This is a genomic window from Neobacillus ginsengisoli (genome assembly GCF_030813055.1).
The window spans coordinates 203,828-222,598 of sequence record NZ_JAUSTW010000007.1; the positions used below are offsets into that span (position 1 = coordinate 203,828).

The 18,771-nt window shown below is 41.9% G+C and carries 25 protein-coding genes; 13 read left to right on the forward strand and 12 right to left on the reverse strand.

What is annotated here, in order from left to right; translation table 11 throughout:
• Window positions 1–102: 102 nt before the first annotated feature.
• Complete coding sequence (gene pta / locus J2S10_RS20325; RefSeq protein ID WP_307411541.1) at window positions 103–1,074, reverse strand: phosphate acetyltransferase; 972 nt, start codon at window positions 1,072–1,074, stop codon at window positions 103–105.
• Between the two features lie 268 nt (window positions 1,075–1,342).
• Between pta and hemQ the strand changes: the two genes are divergently transcribed.
• A complete protein-coding gene (gene hemQ / locus J2S10_RS20330) occupies window positions 1,343–2,086 on the forward strand; it encodes a hydrogen peroxide-dependent heme synthase (protein ID WP_307411544.1) in 744 nt (247 codons plus the stop codon).
• 248 nt (window positions 2,087–2,334) lie between these two features.
• Window positions 2,335–2,793 carry a spore coat protein GerQ gene (gerQ, locus tag J2S10_RS20335; RefSeq protein ID WP_307411547.1) on the forward strand — a complete coding sequence of 153 codons (459 nt, stop codon included), beginning with the start codon at window positions 2,335–2,337 and terminating at the stop codon, window positions 2,791–2,793.
• A 139-nt stretch (window positions 2,794–2,932) separates the two neighbouring features.
• Here the strand turns inward: gerQ and J2S10_RS20340 are convergent, their stop codons facing one another.
• The 6 genes from J2S10_RS20340 to mobA form a co-directional block, all read right to left on the reverse strand.
• Window positions 2,933–3,304, reverse strand: coding sequence for a DUF423 domain-containing protein (locus J2S10_RS20340; RefSeq protein ID WP_307411549.1), 372 nt, complete (start codon window positions 3,302–3,304; stop codon window positions 2,933–2,935).
• Window positions 3,305–3,466: 162 nt separating this feature from the next.
• The gene (locus tag J2S10_RS20345; RefSeq protein ID WP_307411552.1) at window positions 3,467–3,781 is read right to left on the reverse strand and encodes a YwdI family protein; all 315 of its coding nucleotides are present in this window, start codon (window positions 3,779–3,781) and stop codon (window positions 3,467–3,469) included.
• Between the two features lie 166 nt (window positions 3,782–3,947).
• Window positions 3,948–4,967 (reverse strand): thiazole biosynthesis adenylyltransferase ThiF, encoded by a 1,020-nt coding sequence (locus J2S10_RS20350; protein ID WP_307411553.1) that lies wholly within the window; start codon window positions 4,965–4,967, stop codon window positions 3,948–3,950.
• 104 nt (window positions 4,968–5,071) lie between these two features.
• Window positions 5,072–5,305, reverse strand: coding sequence for a molybdopterin converting factor subunit 1 (gene moaD, locus J2S10_RS20355; protein ID WP_307411554.1), 234 nt, complete (start codon window positions 5,303–5,305; stop codon window positions 5,072–5,074).
• Window positions 5,298–5,762, reverse strand: a complete 465-nt coding sequence (locus tag J2S10_RS20360; RefSeq protein WP_307411555.1) for a molybdenum cofactor biosynthesis protein MoaE — start codon at window positions 5,760–5,762, stop codon at window positions 5,298–5,300. Before J2S10_RS20360 ends, moaD begins: the two co-directional genes overlap by 8 nt.
• 25 nt (window positions 5,763–5,787) lie before the next feature.
• Window positions 5,788–6,384 (reverse strand): molybdenum cofactor guanylyltransferase, encoded by a 597-nt coding sequence (gene mobA, locus J2S10_RS20365; RefSeq protein WP_307411556.1) that lies wholly within the window; start codon window positions 6,382–6,384, stop codon window positions 5,788–5,790.
• 185 nt (window positions 6,385–6,569) lie between these two features.
• Between mobA and J2S10_RS20370 the strand changes: the two genes are divergently transcribed.
• The gene (locus J2S10_RS20370; protein WP_307411557.1) at window positions 6,570–6,917 is read left to right on the forward strand and encodes a YojF family protein; all 348 of its coding nucleotides are present in this window, start codon (window positions 6,570–6,572) and stop codon (window positions 6,915–6,917) included.
• Window positions 6,918–7,098: 181 nt separating this feature from the next.
• A complete protein-coding gene (gene bshB2 / locus J2S10_RS20375) occupies window positions 7,099–7,770 on the forward strand; it encodes a bacillithiol biosynthesis deacetylase BshB2 (protein ID WP_307411558.1) in 672 nt (223 codons plus the stop codon).
• A gap of 90 nt (window positions 7,771–7,860) precedes the next feature.
• Here bshB2 and J2S10_RS20380 read toward each other — a convergent pair whose 3' ends face one another.
• Window positions 7,861–8,604: a Crp/Fnr family transcriptional regulator gene (locus J2S10_RS20380; protein WP_307411559.1), complete on the reverse strand. Its 744-nt coding sequence runs from the start codon at window positions 8,602–8,604 to the stop codon at window positions 7,861–7,863.
• Between the two features lie 248 nt (window positions 8,605–8,852).
• On the opposite strand from J2S10_RS20380, the gene J2S10_RS20385 reads away from it, so the two are divergent.
• The 7 genes from J2S10_RS20385 (at window position 8,853) to J2S10_RS20415 (ending at window position 15,527) form a co-directional block, all read left to right on the forward strand.
• The gene (locus J2S10_RS20385) at window positions 8,853–9,314 is read left to right on the forward strand and encodes a cytochrome C (RefSeq protein WP_307411560.1); all 462 of its coding nucleotides are present in this window, start codon (window positions 8,853–8,855) and stop codon (window positions 9,312–9,314) included.
• Window positions 9,315–9,335: 21 nt separating this feature from the next.
• Complete coding sequence (gene nosZ, locus J2S10_RS20390; RefSeq protein WP_307411562.1) at window positions 9,336–11,207, forward strand: Sec-dependent nitrous-oxide reductase; 1,872 nt, start codon at window positions 9,336–9,338, stop codon at window positions 11,205–11,207.
• Window positions 11,208–11,283: 76 nt separating this feature from the next.
• The gene (locus tag J2S10_RS20395; protein WP_307411566.1) at window positions 11,284–11,850 is read left to right on the forward strand and encodes a hypothetical protein; all 567 of its coding nucleotides are present in this window, start codon (window positions 11,284–11,286) and stop codon (window positions 11,848–11,850) included.
• Complete coding sequence (gene nosD, locus J2S10_RS20400; protein WP_307411574.1) at window positions 11,847–13,190, forward strand: nitrous oxide reductase family maturation protein NosD; 1,344 nt, start codon at window positions 11,847–11,849, stop codon at window positions 13,188–13,190. Before J2S10_RS20395 ends, nosD begins: the two co-directional genes overlap by 4 nt.
• Window positions 13,154–13,951, forward strand: a complete 798-nt coding sequence (locus J2S10_RS20405) for an ABC transporter permease (protein ID WP_307411575.1) — start codon at window positions 13,154–13,156, stop codon at window positions 13,949–13,951. The genes nosD and J2S10_RS20405 overlap by 37 nt, the downstream gene beginning before the upstream one ends.
• A complete protein-coding gene (locus tag J2S10_RS20410; protein ID WP_307411576.1) occupies window positions 13,948–14,625 on the forward strand; it encodes an ABC transporter ATP-binding protein in 678 nt (225 codons plus the stop codon). Before J2S10_RS20405 ends, J2S10_RS20410 begins: the two co-directional genes overlap by 4 nt.
• Complete coding sequence (locus J2S10_RS20415) at window positions 14,622–15,527, forward strand: FixH family protein (RefSeq protein ID WP_307411577.1); 906 nt, start codon at window positions 14,622–14,624, stop codon at window positions 15,525–15,527. The genes J2S10_RS20410 and J2S10_RS20415 overlap by 4 nt, the downstream gene beginning before the upstream one ends.
• Window positions 15,528–15,954: 427 nt before the next feature.
• Here J2S10_RS20415 and J2S10_RS20420 read toward each other — a convergent pair whose 3' ends face one another.
• The 3 genes from J2S10_RS20420 to J2S10_RS20430 all read right to left on the reverse strand — a co-directional run bounded on the left by J2S10_RS20420 (window position 15,955) and on the right by J2S10_RS20430 (window position 17,837).
• Window positions 15,955–16,188, reverse strand: coding sequence for a hypothetical protein (locus tag J2S10_RS20420; protein ID WP_307411581.1), 234 nt, complete (start codon window positions 16,186–16,188; stop codon window positions 15,955–15,957).
• 55 nt (window positions 16,189–16,243) lie between these two features.
• On the reverse strand, window positions 16,244–17,098 hold the full coding sequence (locus J2S10_RS20425; RefSeq protein WP_307411583.1) for a Cof-type HAD-IIB family hydrolase: 855 nt from the start codon (window positions 17,096–17,098) through the stop codon (window positions 16,244–16,246).
• Window positions 17,099–17,168: 70 nt separating this feature from the next.
• On the reverse strand, window positions 17,169–17,837 hold the full coding sequence (locus J2S10_RS20430) for a DNA alkylation repair protein (protein WP_307411584.1): 669 nt from the start codon (window positions 17,835–17,837) through the stop codon (window positions 17,169–17,171).
• 134 nt (window positions 17,838–17,971) lie between these two features.
• On the opposite strand from J2S10_RS20430, the gene J2S10_RS20435 reads away from it, so the two are divergent.
• Window positions 17,972–18,115: a hypothetical protein gene (locus J2S10_RS20435; protein ID WP_307411586.1), complete on the forward strand. Its 144-nt coding sequence runs from the start codon at window positions 17,972–17,974 to the stop codon at window positions 18,113–18,115.
• A gap of 40 nt (window positions 18,116–18,155) precedes the next feature.
• On the opposite strand, the gene J2S10_RS20440 is transcribed toward J2S10_RS20435, so the two are convergent.
• Window positions 18,156–18,389 carry a hypothetical protein gene (locus J2S10_RS20440; RefSeq protein WP_307411589.1) on the reverse strand — a complete coding sequence of 78 codons (234 nt, stop codon included), beginning with the start codon at window positions 18,387–18,389 and terminating at the stop codon, window positions 18,156–18,158.
• Window positions 18,390–18,585: 196 nt separating this feature from the next.
• Between J2S10_RS20440 and J2S10_RS20445 the strand changes: the two genes are divergently transcribed.
• On the forward strand, window positions 18,586–18,765 hold the full coding sequence (locus J2S10_RS20445; RefSeq protein WP_307411592.1) for a small acid-soluble spore protein H: 180 nt from the start codon (window positions 18,586–18,588) through the stop codon (window positions 18,763–18,765).
• Window positions 18,766–18,771: the final 6 nt, after the last annotated feature.

Sequence of the window (18,771 nt, forward strand, 5' to 3'; positions counted from 1 at the left end):
TTTAAACAGTTAAGGTTTATTCTTCCTAGCAATTAATGTATAAAAGTACAAAACGGAGGGGAAGCAAAAAGAGCCGGCCACCTCGGACCAGCCCTCTCAAAATTACAATCCTTGCCCTGCAGTAATCAATGCAAGCTTGTAAACATCTTCTTCGTTACAGCCGCGGGAAAGGTCATTTACGGGACGATTCAATCCTTGTAGGATTGGTCCTACCGCTTCAAATCCGCCTAAGCGCTGGGCAATTTTATAGCCGATATTTCCCGCTTCAAGACTAGGGAAAACAAATACGTTTGCATCCCCTTGAATTGGCGAATCCGGTGCCTTGCTTTTGGCAACAGATGGAACGAATGCCGCATCGAATTGGAACTCACCGTCTAAAACCAGTGATGGATCGCGGCGTTTTGCTTCCGCTACTGCTTCCGCCACTTTTTCCGTTTCAGGTGATTTTGCTGAACCCTTCGTTGAAAAGCTGAGCATCGCTACGCGCGGCTCGATATCAAACATGTTCGCTGTTTTCGAACTTTCAATCGCGATTTCCGCTAAATCATTGCTATCCGGAGCAATATTAATCGCACAATCGGCGAAAACATATTTTTCATCGCCGCGAACCATGATGAATACACCGGAAGTTTTTGATACGCCTTGTTTTGTTTTGATGATTTGCAATGCAGGGCGAACGGTATCGGCCGTGGAGTGCGCCGCACCGCTGACAAGACCGTTTGCTTTATTTAAATACACCAACATCGTGCCAAAGTAATTTTCGTCTAATAAAATTTTGCGGGCATCTTCTTCGGTTGCTTTGCCTTTACGGCGATCAACAAATGCCGCTACAAGTTCATCCATTCCCGCAAAGCTGTTTGGATCATAAATTTCAGCCGCATCTAAAGAAACGCCAAGTTCCCGGGCCTTCGCTTGAAGCTGTTCAATGTTTCCGATTAGAATCGGTGTCAATAGTTTTTCCTCAGCAAGACGGCCTGCTGCTTTCAAAATCCGCTCATCTAATCCTTCTGGAAAAACAATTTTCAATTCGCGGCCAGAAATTTTTTGCTTTAATCCTTCGAATAAATCACTCACGATTAAATCCTCCCTTAATCAATCTACCTCTACTAGCATACTTTACCTGTATAAAAATTCAAGGATATCCCTCACAGATAGCGGTTACATTAAAATGTTTTTGTTTTCAAAAAATTTCATTTCATTTTCACTAGTTTTTACTATTTGCTACTTTTTTAAAATTATCCATTTCTCACTTGTCCGAGTGTTTTATTCAGGCATCACTTGGTCAAACTATGTTATAGTTATGATTGTTAATGAGGGGAATTATTATTTAGGAGTGATTATAATGAGTGAAGCAGCGCAAACGCTTGATGGCTGGTATTGTTTGCACGATTTCCGTACTGTTGATTGGACTACATGGAAAATGCTTTCAAGCGACGAACGCCAAGCAGCAATCCACGAGTTTTTAAGTCTAGTTGAAAAGTGGAACGCAACGCAGGAGCGTAAAGAAGGCAGTCATGCTTTACATACAATCGTTGGTCAAAAAGCTGATTTTATGATGATGATTTTACGTCCAACAATGGAAGAGCTCAATCAAATTGAAACAGAATTTAACAAGACGAAGCTGGCGGAATTTACGATTCCAGCACATTCCTATGTTTCTGTTGTGGAGCTTAGCAACTATTTACCTGCAGGTGAAGATCCATACCAAAATCCGCAAATCCTGGCACGCCTTTATCCGACACTACCAAGAACAAAGCATGTTTGCTTCTATCCAATGGACAAGCGTCGTCAGGGCAATGATAACTGGTACATGCTGCCGATGGAAGAGCGCCGCAGCCTTATGCGCAGCCACGGAATGATTGGCCGTACATACGCAGGAAAGGTCAAGCAAATCATCACTGGCTCCGTTGGTTTTGATGACTATGAATGGGGCGTAACCCTTTTTGCTGATGATGTCCTTCAATTTAAAAAGTTAATATATGAAATGCGTTTTGATGAAGTAAGTGCCCGATATGGTGAATTCGGAGCTTTCTTTGTTGGTAACCTATTAGAAGAAGAACGAGTTTCAAGCTTTCTTCATGTTTAAAATCTGCCATTAAAAAGTTCTCAGTCGGTTCTGAGGACTTTTTTCTTTTCTCCCTTTTCCTCAAGTCATATATTCGTACATTCCCTCATACTATTAAAACAGCGAGTCTAAGCAAAAGCTCCGATGGGTCTCATCAAAGAGAGGTGGGATGGGGATTATTCCTTCGCCGCAGTAACCATTTGGGGGTTAAAGGAGTATTTATAGAATGTTGGGCCAGACGTTTACTTCATTTTTCAGGAGGGAAAAAGATGAATCAATATTATAATCCACAAGGATTTCAGCCGTATACCGGAGCCGGCGGGGCTCAGCCTGTTCCCGGGCAGCAAGCCTATTATCCGACTCAACCCGCTTTTCCGCCGGTAAGTCCCGGAGCAGCAGCTTCAAAACCGCCATCTGCACCAATCAGTAGTTTGCCGGGGCAGCTGCCAATTGAGCAATCCTATATCGAAAATATTTTACGGTTAAACAAAGGAAAGATGGTTACTGTGTATGCGACATTCGAGGGCAATAGCCAATGGAATGCCAAAACCTTTAAAGGGATTATTGAAGCTGCTGGACGTGACCATGTTATCTTAAGTGATCCGCAAACAGGCATGCGTTTCCTCATTCCAATGGTAGCTGTTGATTACATTACCTTTGATGAACAAATCGAGTATGAATATCCATTTGCAAGTGCTCCGAGTTTAGGTACTTATCCTCCGAGGTAAACTAAGAAAAGCGGAAGCGCCCGTTTAGCGAAGTACACTAGTCGCTGGGCTGCTTGCGCTAGACAGTTATCTTAGTTCAAAAATATACTTTCCTATCTTTTAAAAAAGGCATTGGGCTATCCCATGCCTTTTTGTCTGTTTATAAGTGTTTAACAGCACCAATCACAATTAGGATCCATGCCGCTAAGAAGCTGACCCCGCCAAGAGGTGTGATGGCACCCAAAATGCCGATTTTTGTTACGCTTAACATGTACAAACTGCCGCTAAAGAGGATAATTCCAATTAACATTAACCATCCTGACCATGTGAATAGGGAGCTGCCGGATACCTTGCCGAGAAGAAGGCCGATGACTAAAATTCCCGTTGCATGGAACATTTGATAGGTGACCCCCGTTTTCCAGATCTCCAAATATTTTGGCCCTAACTTGTCTGCAAGGCCGTGTGCGCCAAAGGCACCAAGGGCGACTGCCAAAAAGGCGTTAATCGCGCCAATAATAATAAAAACTTTCATGTTCTCTCTCCTTTCTTTGTCTAGCTTCAGCGCCAAGCCCCTCTTTGGTCTAAGCCAATCCCTGTAAGAAGGCAAAAAGAGCGCCTTCTTACAGGACTCGTCTTATGCTTGTCGGGGCTAAGACTGGCGCTTCAGCTTTTCTTTGTCTAGCTTCAGCTTTTCTTAAAAGTCAAATAACGAATCTCCGTTGGCTTCTTCGCCTAAATCCATTTTTTTCGGTTGATTTAATGCAGCAGGCTGATAAACTGCTTGCTGCTGGACAATCGGTTGTTGGATAACCAATGGCTGTTGTGTGATTACCGGCGGCTGAGTGACAGCAGCCTCCCATGACTGTCCGCCCTTTTCCTCAAGGATGAGCTCGCATAATATTTTAATAGAGTACACCTTTTCCCGCAAGCTTTCTTCCTTAGGACTGTTTTTTGCACGTTTTAATTCTTCTTCTATTTTCGATAATAGTTTTTGAACAGATATATTCACGTTTATGGCACCCCTGAAATTAGACTCACTCTCATCTTACATGAGTATTACCTATTTTTCGAGCTATTAGCCACTCGACAATCTTCACTTTGTTCCACGTGAAACATGTCAAGTATTGTCATACAAAAAACCCGTACCACCGCCGGGTACGGGCCTAATACAAATCTCATCCCAAAATCCGCTGATAAAGCGACTTAGCATGAGTCAAATCTTTTGTGCCATGAATTAATGCACGGCCGTCCTTAAAAATAACCATCCGTTCTCCGCTCATTTCAACCGATAACAAATAAGGATTTCCTTTTACTGTATATCCAAGGGAGCTAAGCTGGCCAGCCAAGCGCTCCAATGAAATTTCACCTTGAACGGAAGGACGAATTTGCACCGTGTCCCTTCCGCAAAGCACCGTTGTTTTTGTCATGTTTTCATGGTCAAGATACGGATACGTCCGCTCCGAACCGCATGACAAACAGCCGGCAAACTTTGCCTTTGACATTTTTAAACCGGTGTATTGGTTTCGCCATACATCAAAGCTGACAAACGTAGTCCTTACAGCATCCCAATCTTCGGCTAAAATTTTTAACGCTTCCGCTGTTTGATGGGCAATGACCATTTGTACCGCAGGCGAGATAATCCCGCCCGTATCACAGGTCATTCCTTGTAATGGAATTGCTCGCAGCAGGCAATTTAAACAAGGGGTCTTCCCGGGGATCACCGAAAAACTCATTCCAAAACTGCCGACACAAGCTCCATAAATCCAAGGAACATTGTATTTTTGTGAGACATCGTTCATCGCCATCCGGGTTTCAAAATTATCGGTAGCATCGATCATTAAATCAACGTCGGCAGCCAGCTCTTCTAACAAAATCGGTGTAGCGTCGCCGATAATTGCATCCACCTTTACCTCTGAGTTGATCGCCTTTAAGCGTTTCTCTGCGGCAGCAGCCTTCGGGAGCTTTTCCGCCGCATCCTCTTCCGTATAAAGCTGCTGGCGCTGGAGATTACTCGCTTCTACATAATCTCTGTCGATGATTGTGATTTTTCCGACCCCGGCCCTGGCAAGCACTTCAGCGTTCCCTGAGCCAAGAGCCCCGGCGCCAATAATTAGCACCGATTTACGGCTGATTTTCTCCTGTCCCACTTTACCGATTCCCGGAAAGAGGACCTGCCGTGAATACCGCTCGTTCATTTTAATTTCCCCTTTTCAAAAATCAGCCGCCTATAAAAACAAACGCAAGTTGCAAACAGAAAAATAGTTTGCGTCAGTGACTTCTGCCAACCGCTAACCTTTTCTCAGCCCCCGCTTACCGGCGGGATAAATGCAATCACGTCACCGTCTTGAATGACCTCATCGTTCGCTGCAAACTCTTCATTAATCGCTGTCATCACCGTATCCATTTTTGGCAGATCGTAGCTCGCGTTTAGTTCTGTTTTTAACTCGGCAACTGTTTTTCCTTTTGCCTCGACCATCAAAAATTCCTCGCCTAAGCAATCGCGTAGATGGGCAAAAAATAGCACCTTATTCATGCAAATCACCCTCCTCCGGCCGCCCGTTAGGATAAGCAACCGTTTCCAGTTGATTTCCCATCCACTCTTCGCCATCTTCCCAATGCTCTTTTTTCCAAATTGGGACAATCTCTTTAATCCGTTCGATCGCATAGCGGTTCGCTTCATAGGCATCTGCCCTGTGGGGAGTCGAAACAGCAATTACAACGGCAACATCGGTAATATCTAGCTTCCCGACACGATGGGTAATGGCCGCCTTGGAGCCTTCCCAGCGCTGTTCAATCTCGGTACCGATTTGCTCGAGCTTTTTTACTGCCATGGCTTCATATGCTTCATAAATTAAGAACAAGGTTTTCTTTCCGTTTGTTAACTCGCGGACCGTCCCGATGAAGGTTGTAATCGCCCCGGCTTCGCGTTGAATCACTTTATTAATTACTTCTTGAATATCGATTGGTTCTTTTGATATTGCGTAATTCATTTTTTCACCTCTTCAGCTAGTATCGCTATGTAAACTCTGCCCATTTTTTTGCCTCTTCGTATTCTTCGGGATGATTCATATTGAAAAAACAATGATCAAGAGTAATTGAACTGTCTGTTTGTAAATCTTCTTCTGTTACAAAAAGAACATTTAGCTGGTCAAGCACTTTCTTCATCCGAAGCTGCCCATTCACAATGCATTGTGATGCCCGTCCGGCAATCTTCTTATTATATACTGCATATAATGGATGCTGCTTTCCTGAAATGACTGGGACGACCGCATCATACTCACGTACTTTGTTTACAAGGGACGCTGCAAGCTGCCCGGAAACAAACGGCATATCACATGCGACAACGAAATTCACTTCACACTCTGAAGCCGTGAGACCTGCATGGACCCCTGCAAGCGGACCCCTGCCGGGATAATGGTCGGGAACCATTTTCAAACCTAGAAAACGATAGACTTCAGGTTCATTAGTAACAAGAAGGATATCATCAAAAAATCCCCTTAGCTCCCCCGCAATTCTTTCAATCGTCGTTTTTTCGTTTATTTTGAGAAGAGCTTTATTCGTTCCCATTCTTCTCGAGTTTCCACCAGATAAGATAATTGCCGCTGCTTTCACAAGAAGCACCCCCTCCGTTCATCTTACCACGAACAGCCGTTAGTATTCAGATAAACCTCGCCATTTTAAGTATTAAGCATTGCTTTCGCTTTTTCGAAACGATTTTAGTATGATTATTACATTATTAATTACACTAGTACTTTAGATATCATATATTTTATATGAATGGAAAGGAGACTGTGTCTATGGAAGCAATTGATATAAAAAACGTTCAAGAAGCTATTAACCGCTTTGCCAATAAAGATGTTTACATTCACCTTGAGACCACAAACGGTGCCTACGCCTCACATAATGATCAATCCTTCTTTTCAGCAGGTGCGTATATCCGCAATGCCCTTGTGCGCTATGAGTTAGGAAAAATAACAGGAAATGGCCCTTACCGGGTTGGCTTGAAAATAAACCTTGGATGGGTATATGCAGAAGGCATCACCCATTTTGAAATTGATGAACAAAACCGCCTGCTAATGGCAGGACATGATCATAATGGTAAACTGGCTGTTGCTTTAGAAATTAGCACAAGCCCGTTCGAATAAGAAAAGCGCAAGCGCCCCGTTTAGCGGCGTATGGACTGGAGCGCTTCGACTGAGATAAAGGAAACACGAAGAGCGATAGCAATTCGATGTTGACTTATCGTAGGGAGAAGAGCGAAGTACACTGGGCGCTGGAGCTGGACAATTCTCAAAGTAAAGAAAAGATTGGAAAGGAGCATGAATAATGGAAAAAGAACGCCATGTATTGGTTGTTTTTCCCCATCCGGATGACGAAGCATTCGGTGTATCGGGGACAATCGCTTCCCATGTAAAGAATGGAACTCCTGTCACCTATGCTTGTTTAACTTTAGGGGAAATGGGACGTAACATGGGGAATCCCCCATTTACCACTCGAGAAAACCTGCCTAAAATAAGAAAAGAAGAATTAAAGGAAGCTGCCGGCGTGTTAGGAATCCAGGATTTAAGAATGCTTGGTTTTCGCGATAAAACGATCGAATTTGAGGATGAGGAAAAACTTACGAATGTGATTTCCGGTTTAATTAATGAGTTAAATCCTTCACTTATTATTACTTTTTATCCGGGCTACAGCGTCCATCCCGACCATGATGCGACCGGTGCGGCCGTCGTTCGTGCGGTGGAAAAAATCCCTGCTGCCGCGCGGCCTGCCTTACACTGTGTTGCTTTTTCCAATAATTGCGAGCAGGAGATCGGCGAACCAAACATTCTCAACAATATCAGCCCGGTAGCAGAGAAAAAGCTTGCGGCTATTAGGGCGCACCGTTCGCAAACGGAGCAAATGTTTAATAATATGGCAGAAAAACTGAAAAGTAAGGATCCGCAAGTCATGAAGTGGATCACCAACGAACGCTTTTGGACGTATAGATTTGAAAAATAGACGAAAAGCCCTTCGCGATGATGGGCTTTTTTTGAACCTAGATAACTAGCTAGTTCCGGCGCGTACGTCGCTAAACGGGCGCTTCCGCTTTTAAATGTGCGGATGCAGCAACGTACAAAACCTACACCAATCGAGGATAATAATTTTCCTTGACTTCATATCGATCATTTCCTGCTTTTTTAATTTCGAAAAAACACGGCTTACACTTTCCCGTGTAGTCCCTACAACCGTGGCAAACTCTTGAATTGTCAAGGGGATTTCAATATCCCATCTATTTTGACCGGTATTGAATTTTTTCCCAAGGCGTTCGAGTGTTTTAACGGTTTTCGCATAGACATCAAGCAGGGCCACATCTCGTAATTGGGACGTCATTTCCCGCAATGAATCACTCATGTAACGAATCATTTGAATGGCGAGTTCAGGATACTCATATAAATCCCTCTCAAGGTCCATTTTGTCTAAAAATAAGATCGTGCCGTCCTGTAGCATCGTGGCTGTTGCCGGATAGTTCTCTGTTTTTTGCGTAAACAAACAGGCTTCGGCAAAAATGTCCCCTTTTTGTTTGATACAAACAATGATTTCATTGCAGCTATCATCTTTCTTTGTCAGCTTCACCGCTCCGGAATGAACAAAGAAAACGCCTCCTGCCACCGCTTCCTCTGATATGACCCGATCCCCTTTCTTAAAAGAAAATGTTTGAATCCGTTTTTCAATCACATCGAGGGACTGTTGCGACAAATCTTTGAAAATCACAATCTTCCGCAAAAAATCCTCCGTTTTTACCTCTTGTAACACCATTAAATGCGGATCTTTTAAACAATCGACGCGAATCACTTTTCCACCGCCTTAAGCAAAATTTTAATGCCCGCTTGGCAAATTTCCCTTTTACTCATTGTAAACAACTTCCCAATCGAAAGCAGTGACGAGATTCACAAAACGTTCATTTTTCAAAACCGCACGGTGACAAGTCGCTTCACAGAACGTTCACAGAACAAGTATAAGGGTGTGCATTTCATCACATTTTTAGAGTCCTTCTCCAATTAGGATTAAATTGTTCAATAGAGATTAAAAGGAGGGTAAGTATGAAGAAGGCAATAATCAGCTTTGCAATAAGTGCAGTACTTGGCTTTGGTCTTGGTTACTTAGTGTTTGAAGTGATTATGCATGATTCCGGCAAGCAGCCGCAAACTGCACAAGCCACCGATACAACAGCAGCAACAAAAGACCAAAAAACTGATTCCAAACAAGCATCAGCAACAGCGACACCAGCGACGACTCCTGCTGAATCAGACAACATCCTTTCAAAAAGAGGCTGCCTTGGCTGTCACTCTGTATCAGCTTTAAACCTGAAGGGCGGACAGGTCGGTCCCGATTTATCGCATGCCTTTGTTGAAGTAGAAAGTAAACACAGCATGCCCATTGAGGAATTTTTGAAAAAACCAAATTCAGCGGTTATGTCAGGCGTCCTTGGCAATAACCCATTAACAGATGATCAACGCAAACAAGTGTTGGATCTACTAAAAAAAGCATCTGAAACAAAATAAAAAATAAGGTGGTGCAAACGAATGAAGAAATGGATTCCCATTGCTACCGGTTTAGCAGCCGGTTTTGTGGCGGCAACAATTGCCTTCGGAAACTTTTCGTCCAGCTCGAGTACCCAAGCGGCGAATAGCAATACGAAAAGCGATGCCGAAAAAGTTTATGTCCCTTATGGACAAAAGGATGAATACTACTTATTTGATTCCGGCGGACATTCGGGGCAGCTATTTGTCTACGGTGTTCCTTCAATGAGGGAAATTCGTACGATTCCGGTCTTCTCACCGGACCCGGCAACAGGATATGGTTTTGATACCGAATCGAAAAAAATGCTTGGCGGCTATACATGGGGTGACCTCCATCACCCGGCGATATCCGAAACAAACGGGAACTACAACGGCAAGTACTTATTTGCTACCGATGTAGGAAACAGCCGGGCTGCCGTCGTAAACCTCAGTACCTTTACAACAAAGGATATTATTAATGTTCCAAATACAAGCGGCCCGCACTGTGCGGCGTTCGTTACCCAAAATACGGAGTATTTATTTTTACCGACGCGCTTTGCTGTGCCGTTAGGCCAGGAATACCAGCCATTAGACCAATACAGCACGAAATATCGCGGTGTAATGTCAGCGCTGACTTTTAATGAAAGCAAGGAAAAATTAAACATCGCATATCAGGTTGCCCTGCCGCCATGGTCCTATGACTTATCAGATGCCGGTAAAAAGAGTTCCGGGGACTGGGCGGTTTTAACTTCCTATAATACCGAAGAAGCAACCACTACCCTTGAAATCAATGCCTCACAGGCTGACCGTGACTATATCGTTTTATTTAACTGGAAAGAGCTTGCGCAAATGGTTAAGGACGGTAAGTATGAAAATGTGAACGGCCAAAAAATGATTTTCCCTGAAAAACAAAAAGGCGGAATTTACTTAGTGCCGGTTGCAAAGTCGCCGCATGGTGTTGACGTGACTCCGGATGGCAAATATTTCATTGCTTCCGGAAAGTTAGCTCCTATGATGACGGTTTTCTCATTTGAAAAAGCCTTTAAAGCGATCGAAAATAAAGATTTCGCAGGGGAAAGAAATGGGATTCCAATTCTTAAATACAAATCTGTCGTCGAAAGAGAAGTAAACCCTGAAAATGCGCTTGGTCCGCTTCATACCCAATTTGATGAAAAAGGCTATGCCTATACAACGATGTTTATCTCTTCTGAGGTCGTGAGATGGAATTATAAAACCGGGGAAGTATTAGATCGCGTCCCTGTTCAATATGCACCCGGTCACTCTGTTGCCGCTGAAGGCGACACAGCTTCACCGCAAGGGAAATACCTTGTGTCGTTAAACAAAATGTCGAAGGACAACTTCTTATCTGTCGGTCCGTCCCATCCGGAAACGATGCAGCTAATTGATATCAGCGGCAAGAAAATGCATGTACTGGATACCGTTCCAGTGAACCCAGAGCCTCACTATGCACAAATGATTAAAGCGGATAAAATCCATACCATTAACGTTTATCCGAAAGATCCTAAAAATCCTGATGCCGTCTATAAACAGACTGACACGAGAATTGTCCGTAATGGTAACGAGGTTCATGTTTATGGAACAGCCGTGCGTTCTAGATTCACCTTCGATCATACGGCAAAACGCCCTGACTCGATTGAAGTAAATCAAGGTGATCATGTCTTTATCCATTTAACCAATATTGACTTTGATGAAGACATTACCCATGGCTTTGCGATCAATAGCTACAATCTAAACATGGAAGTTCAGCCGGGCCAAACCAATACGATTGATTTTATTGCCAATAAAGCAGGTACCTATCCGCTTTATTGTACGAATTTCTGTTCAGCACTGCATCAGGAGATGACTGGTTACCTCCTAGTAAAACCTAAGAATTAATAAATGGTAACAGGGGCCTTCTCAAAAACAATGAGACGGCCCCGCCATCTAATTCAAACGAAAGGTCTTGTTTAATTTGAAAAGTAAAAATCTATCTCTCGGATCTTCTTTACTTATCACGTTATCAGCAGTTTTAATGGGCATCTCGGTCTTATTCCCTTGGTGGAAAATGGTCTTTTATGCACCCCAGTATCCTGAAGGCTTAAATATTATTGTCTACCCGAATAAGCTTGAAGGACAGCTGGATATTATCAACGGACTGAACCACTATATCGGAATGGCCAATTTCGGTGAAAGCAATTTTTCTGAATTATCCTACCTTAAATATATTGTGGTTGGTTTAGTTTTCATTACACTCTTGACCGCGATTATCCGAAAAAAAGCAGTTCTTTACGGGCTAATCGGCCTGATTACTCTTGGCGGATTACTCGGCATCTATGACCTTCACCGGGCACTGCATGATTATGGAACTCATTTAGATCCGCATGCACCGATAAAAATTGCACCATTTGTACCGCCGATTCTTGGGCAAAATCGGGTCGCCAATTTTACGACGCACAGCCTTCTTGGCACCGGCGCCTATTTTCTAATTGCCGCCTTTATTTTACTATTGATTCCGTTATGGAAGGATCGAAAAAAATGAAAAAGTGGACGCTCTTTTCTTTAGTTTTTTCTCTTTTTTTCATCATTTGTCCTGAGAAAAATATGGCAGCCGAAAACTTGCAATCAATGATCGACTCCATGAAAGAGGGAGCGGTATTGAAGCTTGGAAATCAAACGTATGAGGGTAATATCGTTATTCATAAACGGATAACGATTATTGGCTCCGGTAAAACCGTGATTAAAGGGGACGGAACAGGAAACGTGATATCCATTAAGGCCGCGCATGTAACCTTAAGCCATCTGACCGTAACGCACAGCAGTATGAACCGGGACTCTGCCGAAGAATATGCAGCCATTAAAATTTATACAAATGATAATGTTGTGGACCACGTTACGATCCGTGACTCTTTTCACGGTATCTATTTAAGCCAGGCACACCATAATACGATTCGCGACAATAACATTAAAGGCCTGGGTAAGGGGGAAATTGCTTCCCAAGGAAATGGCCTTCATGTTTTTTATGCCAATGATAATCTTTTAGAAAACAATACGATTGAAGGAACCCGCGACGGGATGTTCTTCGACTACGCCAATAATAACTATAGTCACAGTAATAAGATTAGCAATACAAGATACGGGCTCCATTACATGTATTCTGACAATAATACGTTTGAAAAAAATATCTTTACGATGAATGCCGGCGGTGCCGCCATAATGAACTCCAATCATCTCAAACTAAAAGATAATCAATTTATTTTTAACTATGGAAATCAATCATTTGGCCTCTTACTACTGCAAGCCAATGACAACAATATAGAAAATAATACGTTTTATATGAACCAGCGCGGGATTTATATTGACCAAGCAACGAGAAATACCTATCAGAATAACAAAATCATTCAGAACCAAATCGGGATTGAGCTTTGGGCCAGCTCCAACCAACAAACCTTTTCATTAAACCAAATTACCGAAAATACGATTCCTGCCGTTACTATTGGCGGTAAGGGAGAAGGCAATGCCTGGAGTAAAAATGGCAAAGGAAATGATTGGGGCAGCGCCTTCCCGCTCACCGATTTAAACCAAGACGGGATTGGCGATTTTCCTGTAACCTATCATTCTTCCCTCCATCAATTGATTGAGGATCAAGAATTAACGAATCTATTTTTAAAAAGCCCTGCGATTAAAATTTATGAAAAAATGAATGCCCTGCTTGAACACGATGAAGTCATGTTTAACGATCCGCATCCATTGGTTAGCAAAAATGGCCGGCAAACACGAGAGGACGTCCTCATTGGGGTTGGAATTCTGGCCGTGCTGATTCTATTAAAAGGGAGACAACGACTATGCATTACATTTGGAAAGAATGGAAGGAAAATATAAGAGGAAAAGGCTTGTGGCTATCACTCAGCATTATCGTTTTGATTTCTGTCAGCATTTTATTTCGCTCTTCTGTTCTTTCTTTTGACAAAGGCTTCCTAGTCCTCTTGATTAACTTATTCGATACGGTTAGCTATTTTATCCCGATTCTTTGCTTGTTTATCGGTGCCTTTTCCATATTCCAAGAGAAAGAACAAAAAACCTTAATCATGCTGCTGACAAAGAGGGATCGTTATTCAAGCTTTTTGTTCAAGAAAAGCCTTGGTTTGTATACAGTCGTGCTCCTGCCGCTGATTGTCTGGTTTTTCATCTATTTGCTGATGCTCAAATTTTATTTTCAGATTGATGCCAAAAGCTATTCTCTATTTGTTTTCGCACTCATTTGCCTTTCGCTGATTTTCTTACAAATGGGAGCGGCAATCGGCAGCTTTAGCCGCTCAAGAATGCAAATTATCGGCTATACGATTTTTATCTGGTTCTACTTGTTTTTTATGCACGACTTTATTTTGCTATCGTTTCTTCCCAATGTCACTACCGATAATGTCCAGGTGTTTTCGATTGCCTATTTTTTAAATCCGCTTGAAGCGGTAAGGATGTTTTTAGAAACAGGCATGGGCGTATACTCCTTCGGTCATATGTCACGGCTCTTACAGGAATTTATGTGGACAAAACCCGCATTCTTTCTTTTTGGGAATGTAGCATTCTGGTTGCTTGTATCGATTTTAGCCGCTGTAGTTTTCCATCGTAAGGAGGGTTACGAATGATTAAGGTGACGAATTTAAACCAATCCTTCGGGAAAAAGACCGTTTTAGATAATATTGACATCGAAATCAATAAAAATGAAATCTGCGCCCTTGTCGGAAGAAACGGTGCCGGAAAATCGACTTTTATTAATAGTCTTTTAGGTCTTCTACCGATTAAACAAGGTACCATCTCGATAAATGGCCATGAAGTAACAAAAAACAATCATGAATGGAAGAAAGAGATTGCCTACCTGCCGGAAAAATTCATGCTCTATCCGATGCTGACAGGTTATGAAAATATCGTATTCTTTGCCGAAGCTGTTTCGAAAACGGCCGATCAAGAACGAATCGAACAGATTCTTACAGCTGTTCGATTATGGGATGACCGCGATGTTCAGGTTAAAAAGTATTCAAAGGGGATGCTCCAACGGTTAGGCTTAGCGATTACGCTTTATCAGGATTCAACGATTTTAATTTTAGATGAGCCCACAAGCGGCATTGACCCCATAGGGAGGAAGGAAATTTTAGAAGTGCTGAAATTCCTTGAAAATAAAACTATCCTGCTTTCTTCCCATCATCTGGATGAAATCAAACAAATCTGTACGCATGTGGCTTACTTAACGAATGGAAAAATGGAAAAATACACGGTTGAAAGCTTTTTACAAACGCAAAATTTAGGAGGATTTGGATCATGATTAAAAAATGTTTAATGGCCATGTTCTTTATACTTGCTATCGTGCTCGCAGGCTGCAGCAACGGCTCTGACTATAAGGTAAACATTTCAAAACCGCTCTATTTCCAAAAGGATACTGCCGTCCCCTTTGAAATAAAGGTCACTGAAAAGAACAAGCCCGTTAAGGGTCTAACGATTTCCGCTGAGCTATCGATGGCGAATATGGATCATGGCACCTCTCAGGTGAAATTAGCAGAGGGACAAAATGGCGCCTATAGCGGGAAAGTGAAACTTCCGATGGAAGGCAAATATGAAATAAACGTTACGATCCAAAAGGATGGAAAAAAATCGGAGAATACCATTGATTACACCGTCAAAAAAGCGGCAGGCGTTGCGATAATTAATGGCAAATGGATTAAAAACGAGGACTTAAAGTTTTATGAGCTCATCAGTAAGCTGCAGCTTACGATTGACCGTGAAGCTGCCCAAAAAAAGTACAGCGGTCCACAGCTCGAAGAGGAATTATCCTACTTAGACTCCCAAGAAAAAACGGCTAAAGACAAAAACCGATTATTGACCCAAATCATTAGAATTCGCGCGATGGCGCTGCTCGCTGAAGAAAAGGAACATAAAGCTACTGCTGAGACAATCCAGAATGCGATTAATAAAGACCATGACCAGTATAATCAATATGATTCAACTAAAAAACTGATCCAAGCGTTTGGAGAATCGAAGTTTCATGAGTTGGAAAAAAAGGAATATCCTTATATCATTCTTTCTAATCAAATCTTAGCAGACCTGGTTGCCCAAGCGAAAAAAGAAAATCCCACTGTCGGTATTCAAGAAGTTAACTATTTAGCCCAACAATCGTTTGAGGATTTACTTGTTTCCCAAATGAATTCATTAAAGGTTGAAATTTTATAGGAAAAGCGCAAGCCCCTGTTTAGCGCACGACAGGACTGGAGCGCTTCGACTGAGATAAAGGAAACACGAATCGCGTTTTTTGCGATTCGATGTTGACTTATCGTAGGGAGATGCGCGAAGTACACTAGTCGCTGGGCGCTGGAGCTGGACAATTCTCAAAGTCAAAATTTATACTTTCCTATAACCTAAGAAAAGCGCTGATGCTCAGCGCCCAGGCTGTCGAAAAACCCTCGACAGCCTCTTATTTTATTCGTTTACTTCAATAATTCACCGCGTTAATTTGTTATAATACTATTGATATATAGGCTTTTCAACAGGCCCATTTGCAGGGACAATCAATAAATTTGGTATGATTCTGACAAAATAAAAAATTGCCGAGAAAAATATCCTTTCTCGACAATCTGAGCGCTGATGCTCAGCGCCTTTTTTATTCCTCAGGTGAGTTCATCACCTTAATCGTTTTAAAGCCAAGATTTACTTTATAGTTTAAATTCCAGTTACTGCTGAAAATCTCAATTTCATTTTCTTGTACGGCAAAGCGAAGAACGACATCACTTTCGTCATCGATTAGGATATAAGAATGTTTATTAGCGTAAATTTGGTACGATGTGTGTGCAATCAGAGTCCATCCATTTTGTAACGGGTTACTTTTTGTACTCATCCTTTACCTGCCTTTTTAAAAAAATTATATAACAACGCACACTGCTTTATCCATTTTATAGGACTTCTAAAATTGCCTTTGCCACGCCGCTCTCGTCGTTTGTGTCCGTAACGACATCACACAGAGACTTGATTGTAAAACCGGCATTTCCCATGGCAACGGCCCTGCCGACCCGCTCAAACATTGAGACATCGTTAAAATTGTCACCAATTGCCATCGTCTCAGATAAATCAATCCCTTTTGCTTTAACAAATGCTTCAAGGGCGATTCCCTTTTGCGCATTCTTATGGGTAATTTCCAAATTTTCATGACCTGAAGCGGTTATGTTTAAATCCGTGAAATCGCTAAGCGCCTTGCTTGCCGCGTCAAGTCTTTCTGAATCAAAGGAGAACGCTAGGAATTTGTATATTTGATAGTTTTCATCATCAAAGAGAATGTCATAATTGTCGATGATATGTATCCTGCCCTCGTGAACTCTCTTTTCCGCTGCCGTTGCTGCCGCTTCTACATTTACATCCGGATTGGCACTTACGATAATGTCTACGATAATCGAAACGGCTTTATCGCCATCAATCGTATAGGCACCATCATTGGTATAGACTTCAAAATAGACTTCCTCTTCAAGCAGTTTTTTCGCCGCGTTTCTTGCCATTTGTTTATCGATGGAAATAGCAGAAATGACGTCTCCCTCTTTAGTTCGAACTTCCGCTCCGTTGACACCAATTACCGGGCATTTTAACCCCGCTCCGGCTAGTGCATAGGTTGCTTCCTGATACGACCGTCCCGTAGCCACGACAACCTCAATTCCTTGTGCTTGCGCTTTTACTATTGCATCTTTGTTTTCCTTACTGACTTGCTGAATCGAATTTAATAATGTTCCATCCATATCTGTCGCAATACACTTAATCATGTTATTTACCTTCTCTTTCTTGTTATTATGCTATTTTAACATGATTGTTGGGACATTATTGCCAATTTGCTCATGTTAAATACTTGCTGCCTTCGCGAATGCTTAATGGGGCCAATGGAGAATTCCTGATAAAACCCTTTACTGAAGTCGGACTTGTCTTCGAATATTCCCGCAATGCCCAGCCAATTGCCTTTTGGATAAAAAATTCCTTGCTATCGGCATTTTTTAGTATGTATTGAAACAAAATCTCTTCATTCGTTTCTTGTTTATATTTCAGCTGAAAAAGTATCGCTGCTCTTCGCAGCCACAAATTATCATGATTTGCCCAATTCTCAATTGTCTCGCCAATTACTTCAGGGTATTTTTGAGCAATTTGCCCGACCGGCTTTGGAGCCAGCGCATCAACGGTATCCCACCATGATTTCGTTGTGAGTAAGGACTCCAGGAACGGTAAGTCACTTTTTTCAAGTTTTTTTAGCGATTTTTCTAGATAATCCAAGGCCGTATACTGATATTCCCGTTCTTTCTTCTCCCAAAGTCCTGAAACAAATTCTTGATTAAAGGGATCTTTTAAAATGCCGGTTTCATTGAAAAATCGCTTTTCAAGCTCTCTTCTTAATGGGGTTTTAATCCCTAAAAAAGGAAATTGATCTTTCATATACTTTTCCATCGGTCCTGCATTTGCCTCGTTACGGTTTTCTTCGAATAGCTTCGTTAATTTTGCTATTTTTTCTTGCACGGAAACAGCCCCTTCAGTACTTCATTTTTTTATTTTAGTTGGTTGAAAAAGGAGTTTCCACTGAATTGTGATTTTGTATAAAGAATTAAGACTTTGCCAAACTAAAGACAGCATAGAGGAAAGGAGCTAAATCCATGACAAAAAAGTTTAACAAAGGAAGCCGAAATCAAAATTCACCACAATCAGGAAATGCAGAAGCTGAATTTGCCAGTGAGTTTGTAAGCGGTGATAATAGCAAGGGGAATAAACACAATCGGACTCAGAAAGGTAAAAAGTAAAACGCATAACAAACGGAGGCTAACAGTCAGTCTCCGTTTGTTAATCTTTATTTTCTGAAGTTAAATCGATAGCCGGAGCATAAACAAATGCCGATGAAATTCCTTCAGCAGGCTGGGCATTCTCACCTCTGAATCGGTCCTGCATTTCAAGATTGGCACTTTCGGCTTCAGAGCGTCCCCGTGTTGAGGCATGAACCTTTCCATCCTCCAGCTGCTTATTAATTTTTATATTTGCTTCGACGGTATCATTTGAAAATTCCTTTTCATTTCCCATTCAACATACCCCTTCCATATTTATTATGTATATTGTTCCCTTTGCCTTCTTTTGTAATCAAAAAGGGGGTTTCATAAAAATTGCGGCACTCTTCATATTTTTTGGAGTTCCTCTTCCTAATGTCTAAAGCGAATGTATATTATGAAATTCAAAGCAAATAATGTAATTGTTATTAACTAAAAAGGGAGTTGTGAATATGGACGCTCAACGAGCACAGGAAATTGCTAATTCATCGACAATGGCGAATGTGATGTGTAATGGAACAAGGATTTACATTGAGCATATAGATCAACAAAATGGGACTGCTACCATTCATCCACTCGATGAACCAAATAAGAAACAAAATGTTTCTATTTCAAGCCTAATGGAACAGTAATTAGGT

What these genes read in the sequence shown, in the direction of transcription:
- hemQ (WP_307411544.1), top strand. Translation starts at nt 1,343, where the DNA reads ATGAGTGAAGCAGCGCAAACGCTTGATGGCTGGTATTGTTTGCACGAT.
- gerQ (WP_307411547.1), top strand. Translation starts at nt 2,335, where the DNA reads ATGAATCAATATTATAATCCACAAGGATTTCAGCCGTATACCGGAGCC.
- J2S10_RS20340 (WP_307411549.1), bottom strand. Translation starts at nt 3,304, where the DNA reads ATGAAAGTTTTTATTATTATTGGCGCGATTAACGCCTTTTTGGCAGTC.
- J2S10_RS20350 (WP_307411553.1), bottom strand. Translation starts at nt 4,967, where the DNA reads ATGAACGAGCGGTATTCACGGCAGGTCCTCTTTCCGGGAATCGGTAAA.
- moaD (WP_307411554.1), bottom strand. Translation starts at nt 5,305, where the DNA reads ATGAATAAGGTGCTATTTTTTGCCCATCTACGCGATTGCTTAGGCGAG.
- J2S10_RS20360 (WP_307411555.1), bottom strand. Translation starts at nt 5,762, where the DNA reads ATGAATTACGCAATATCAAAAGAACCAATCGATATTCAAGAAGTAATT.
- J2S10_RS20370 (WP_307411557.1), top strand. Translation starts at nt 6,570, where the DNA reads ATGGAAGCAATTGATATAAAAAACGTTCAAGAAGCTATTAACCGCTTT.
- bshB2 (WP_307411558.1), top strand. Translation starts at nt 7,099, where the DNA reads ATGGAAAAAGAACGCCATGTATTGGTTGTTTTTCCCCATCCGGATGAC.
- J2S10_RS20385 (WP_307411560.1), top strand. Translation starts at nt 8,853, where the DNA reads ATGAAGAAGGCAATAATCAGCTTTGCAATAAGTGCAGTACTTGGCTTT.
- nosZ (WP_307411562.1), top strand. Translation starts at nt 9,336, where the DNA reads ATGAAGAAATGGATTCCCATTGCTACCGGTTTAGCAGCCGGTTTTGTG.
- nosD (WP_307411574.1), top strand. Translation starts at nt 11,847, where the DNA reads ATGAAAAAGTGGACGCTCTTTTCTTTAGTTTTTTCTCTTTTTTTCATC.
- J2S10_RS20405 (WP_307411575.1), top strand. Translation starts at nt 13,154, where the DNA reads ATGCATTACATTTGGAAAGAATGGAAGGAAAATATAAGAGGAAAAGGC.
- J2S10_RS20410 (WP_307411576.1), top strand. Translation starts at nt 13,948, where the DNA reads ATGATTAAGGTGACGAATTTAAACCAATCCTTCGGGAAAAAGACCGTT.
- J2S10_RS20415 (WP_307411577.1), top strand. Translation starts at nt 14,622, where the DNA reads ATGATTAAAAAATGTTTAATGGCCATGTTCTTTATACTTGCTATCGTG.
- J2S10_RS20420 (WP_307411581.1), bottom strand. Translation starts at nt 16,188, where the DNA reads ATGAGTACAAAAAGTAACCCGTTACAAAATGGATGGACTCTGATTGCA.
- J2S10_RS20425 (WP_307411583.1), bottom strand. Translation starts at nt 17,098, where the DNA reads ATGATTAAGTGTATTGCGACAGATATGGATGGAACATTATTAAATTCG.
- J2S10_RS20435 (WP_307411586.1), top strand. Translation starts at nt 17,972, where the DNA reads ATGACAAAAAAGTTTAACAAAGGAAGCCGAAATCAAAATTCACCACAA.
- J2S10_RS20440 (WP_307411589.1), bottom strand. Translation starts at nt 18,389, where the DNA reads ATGGGAAATGAAAAGGAATTTTCAAATGATACCGTCGAAGCAAATATA.
- J2S10_RS20445 (WP_307411592.1), top strand. Translation starts at nt 18,586, where the DNA reads ATGGACGCTCAACGAGCACAGGAAATTGCTAATTCATCGACAATGGCG.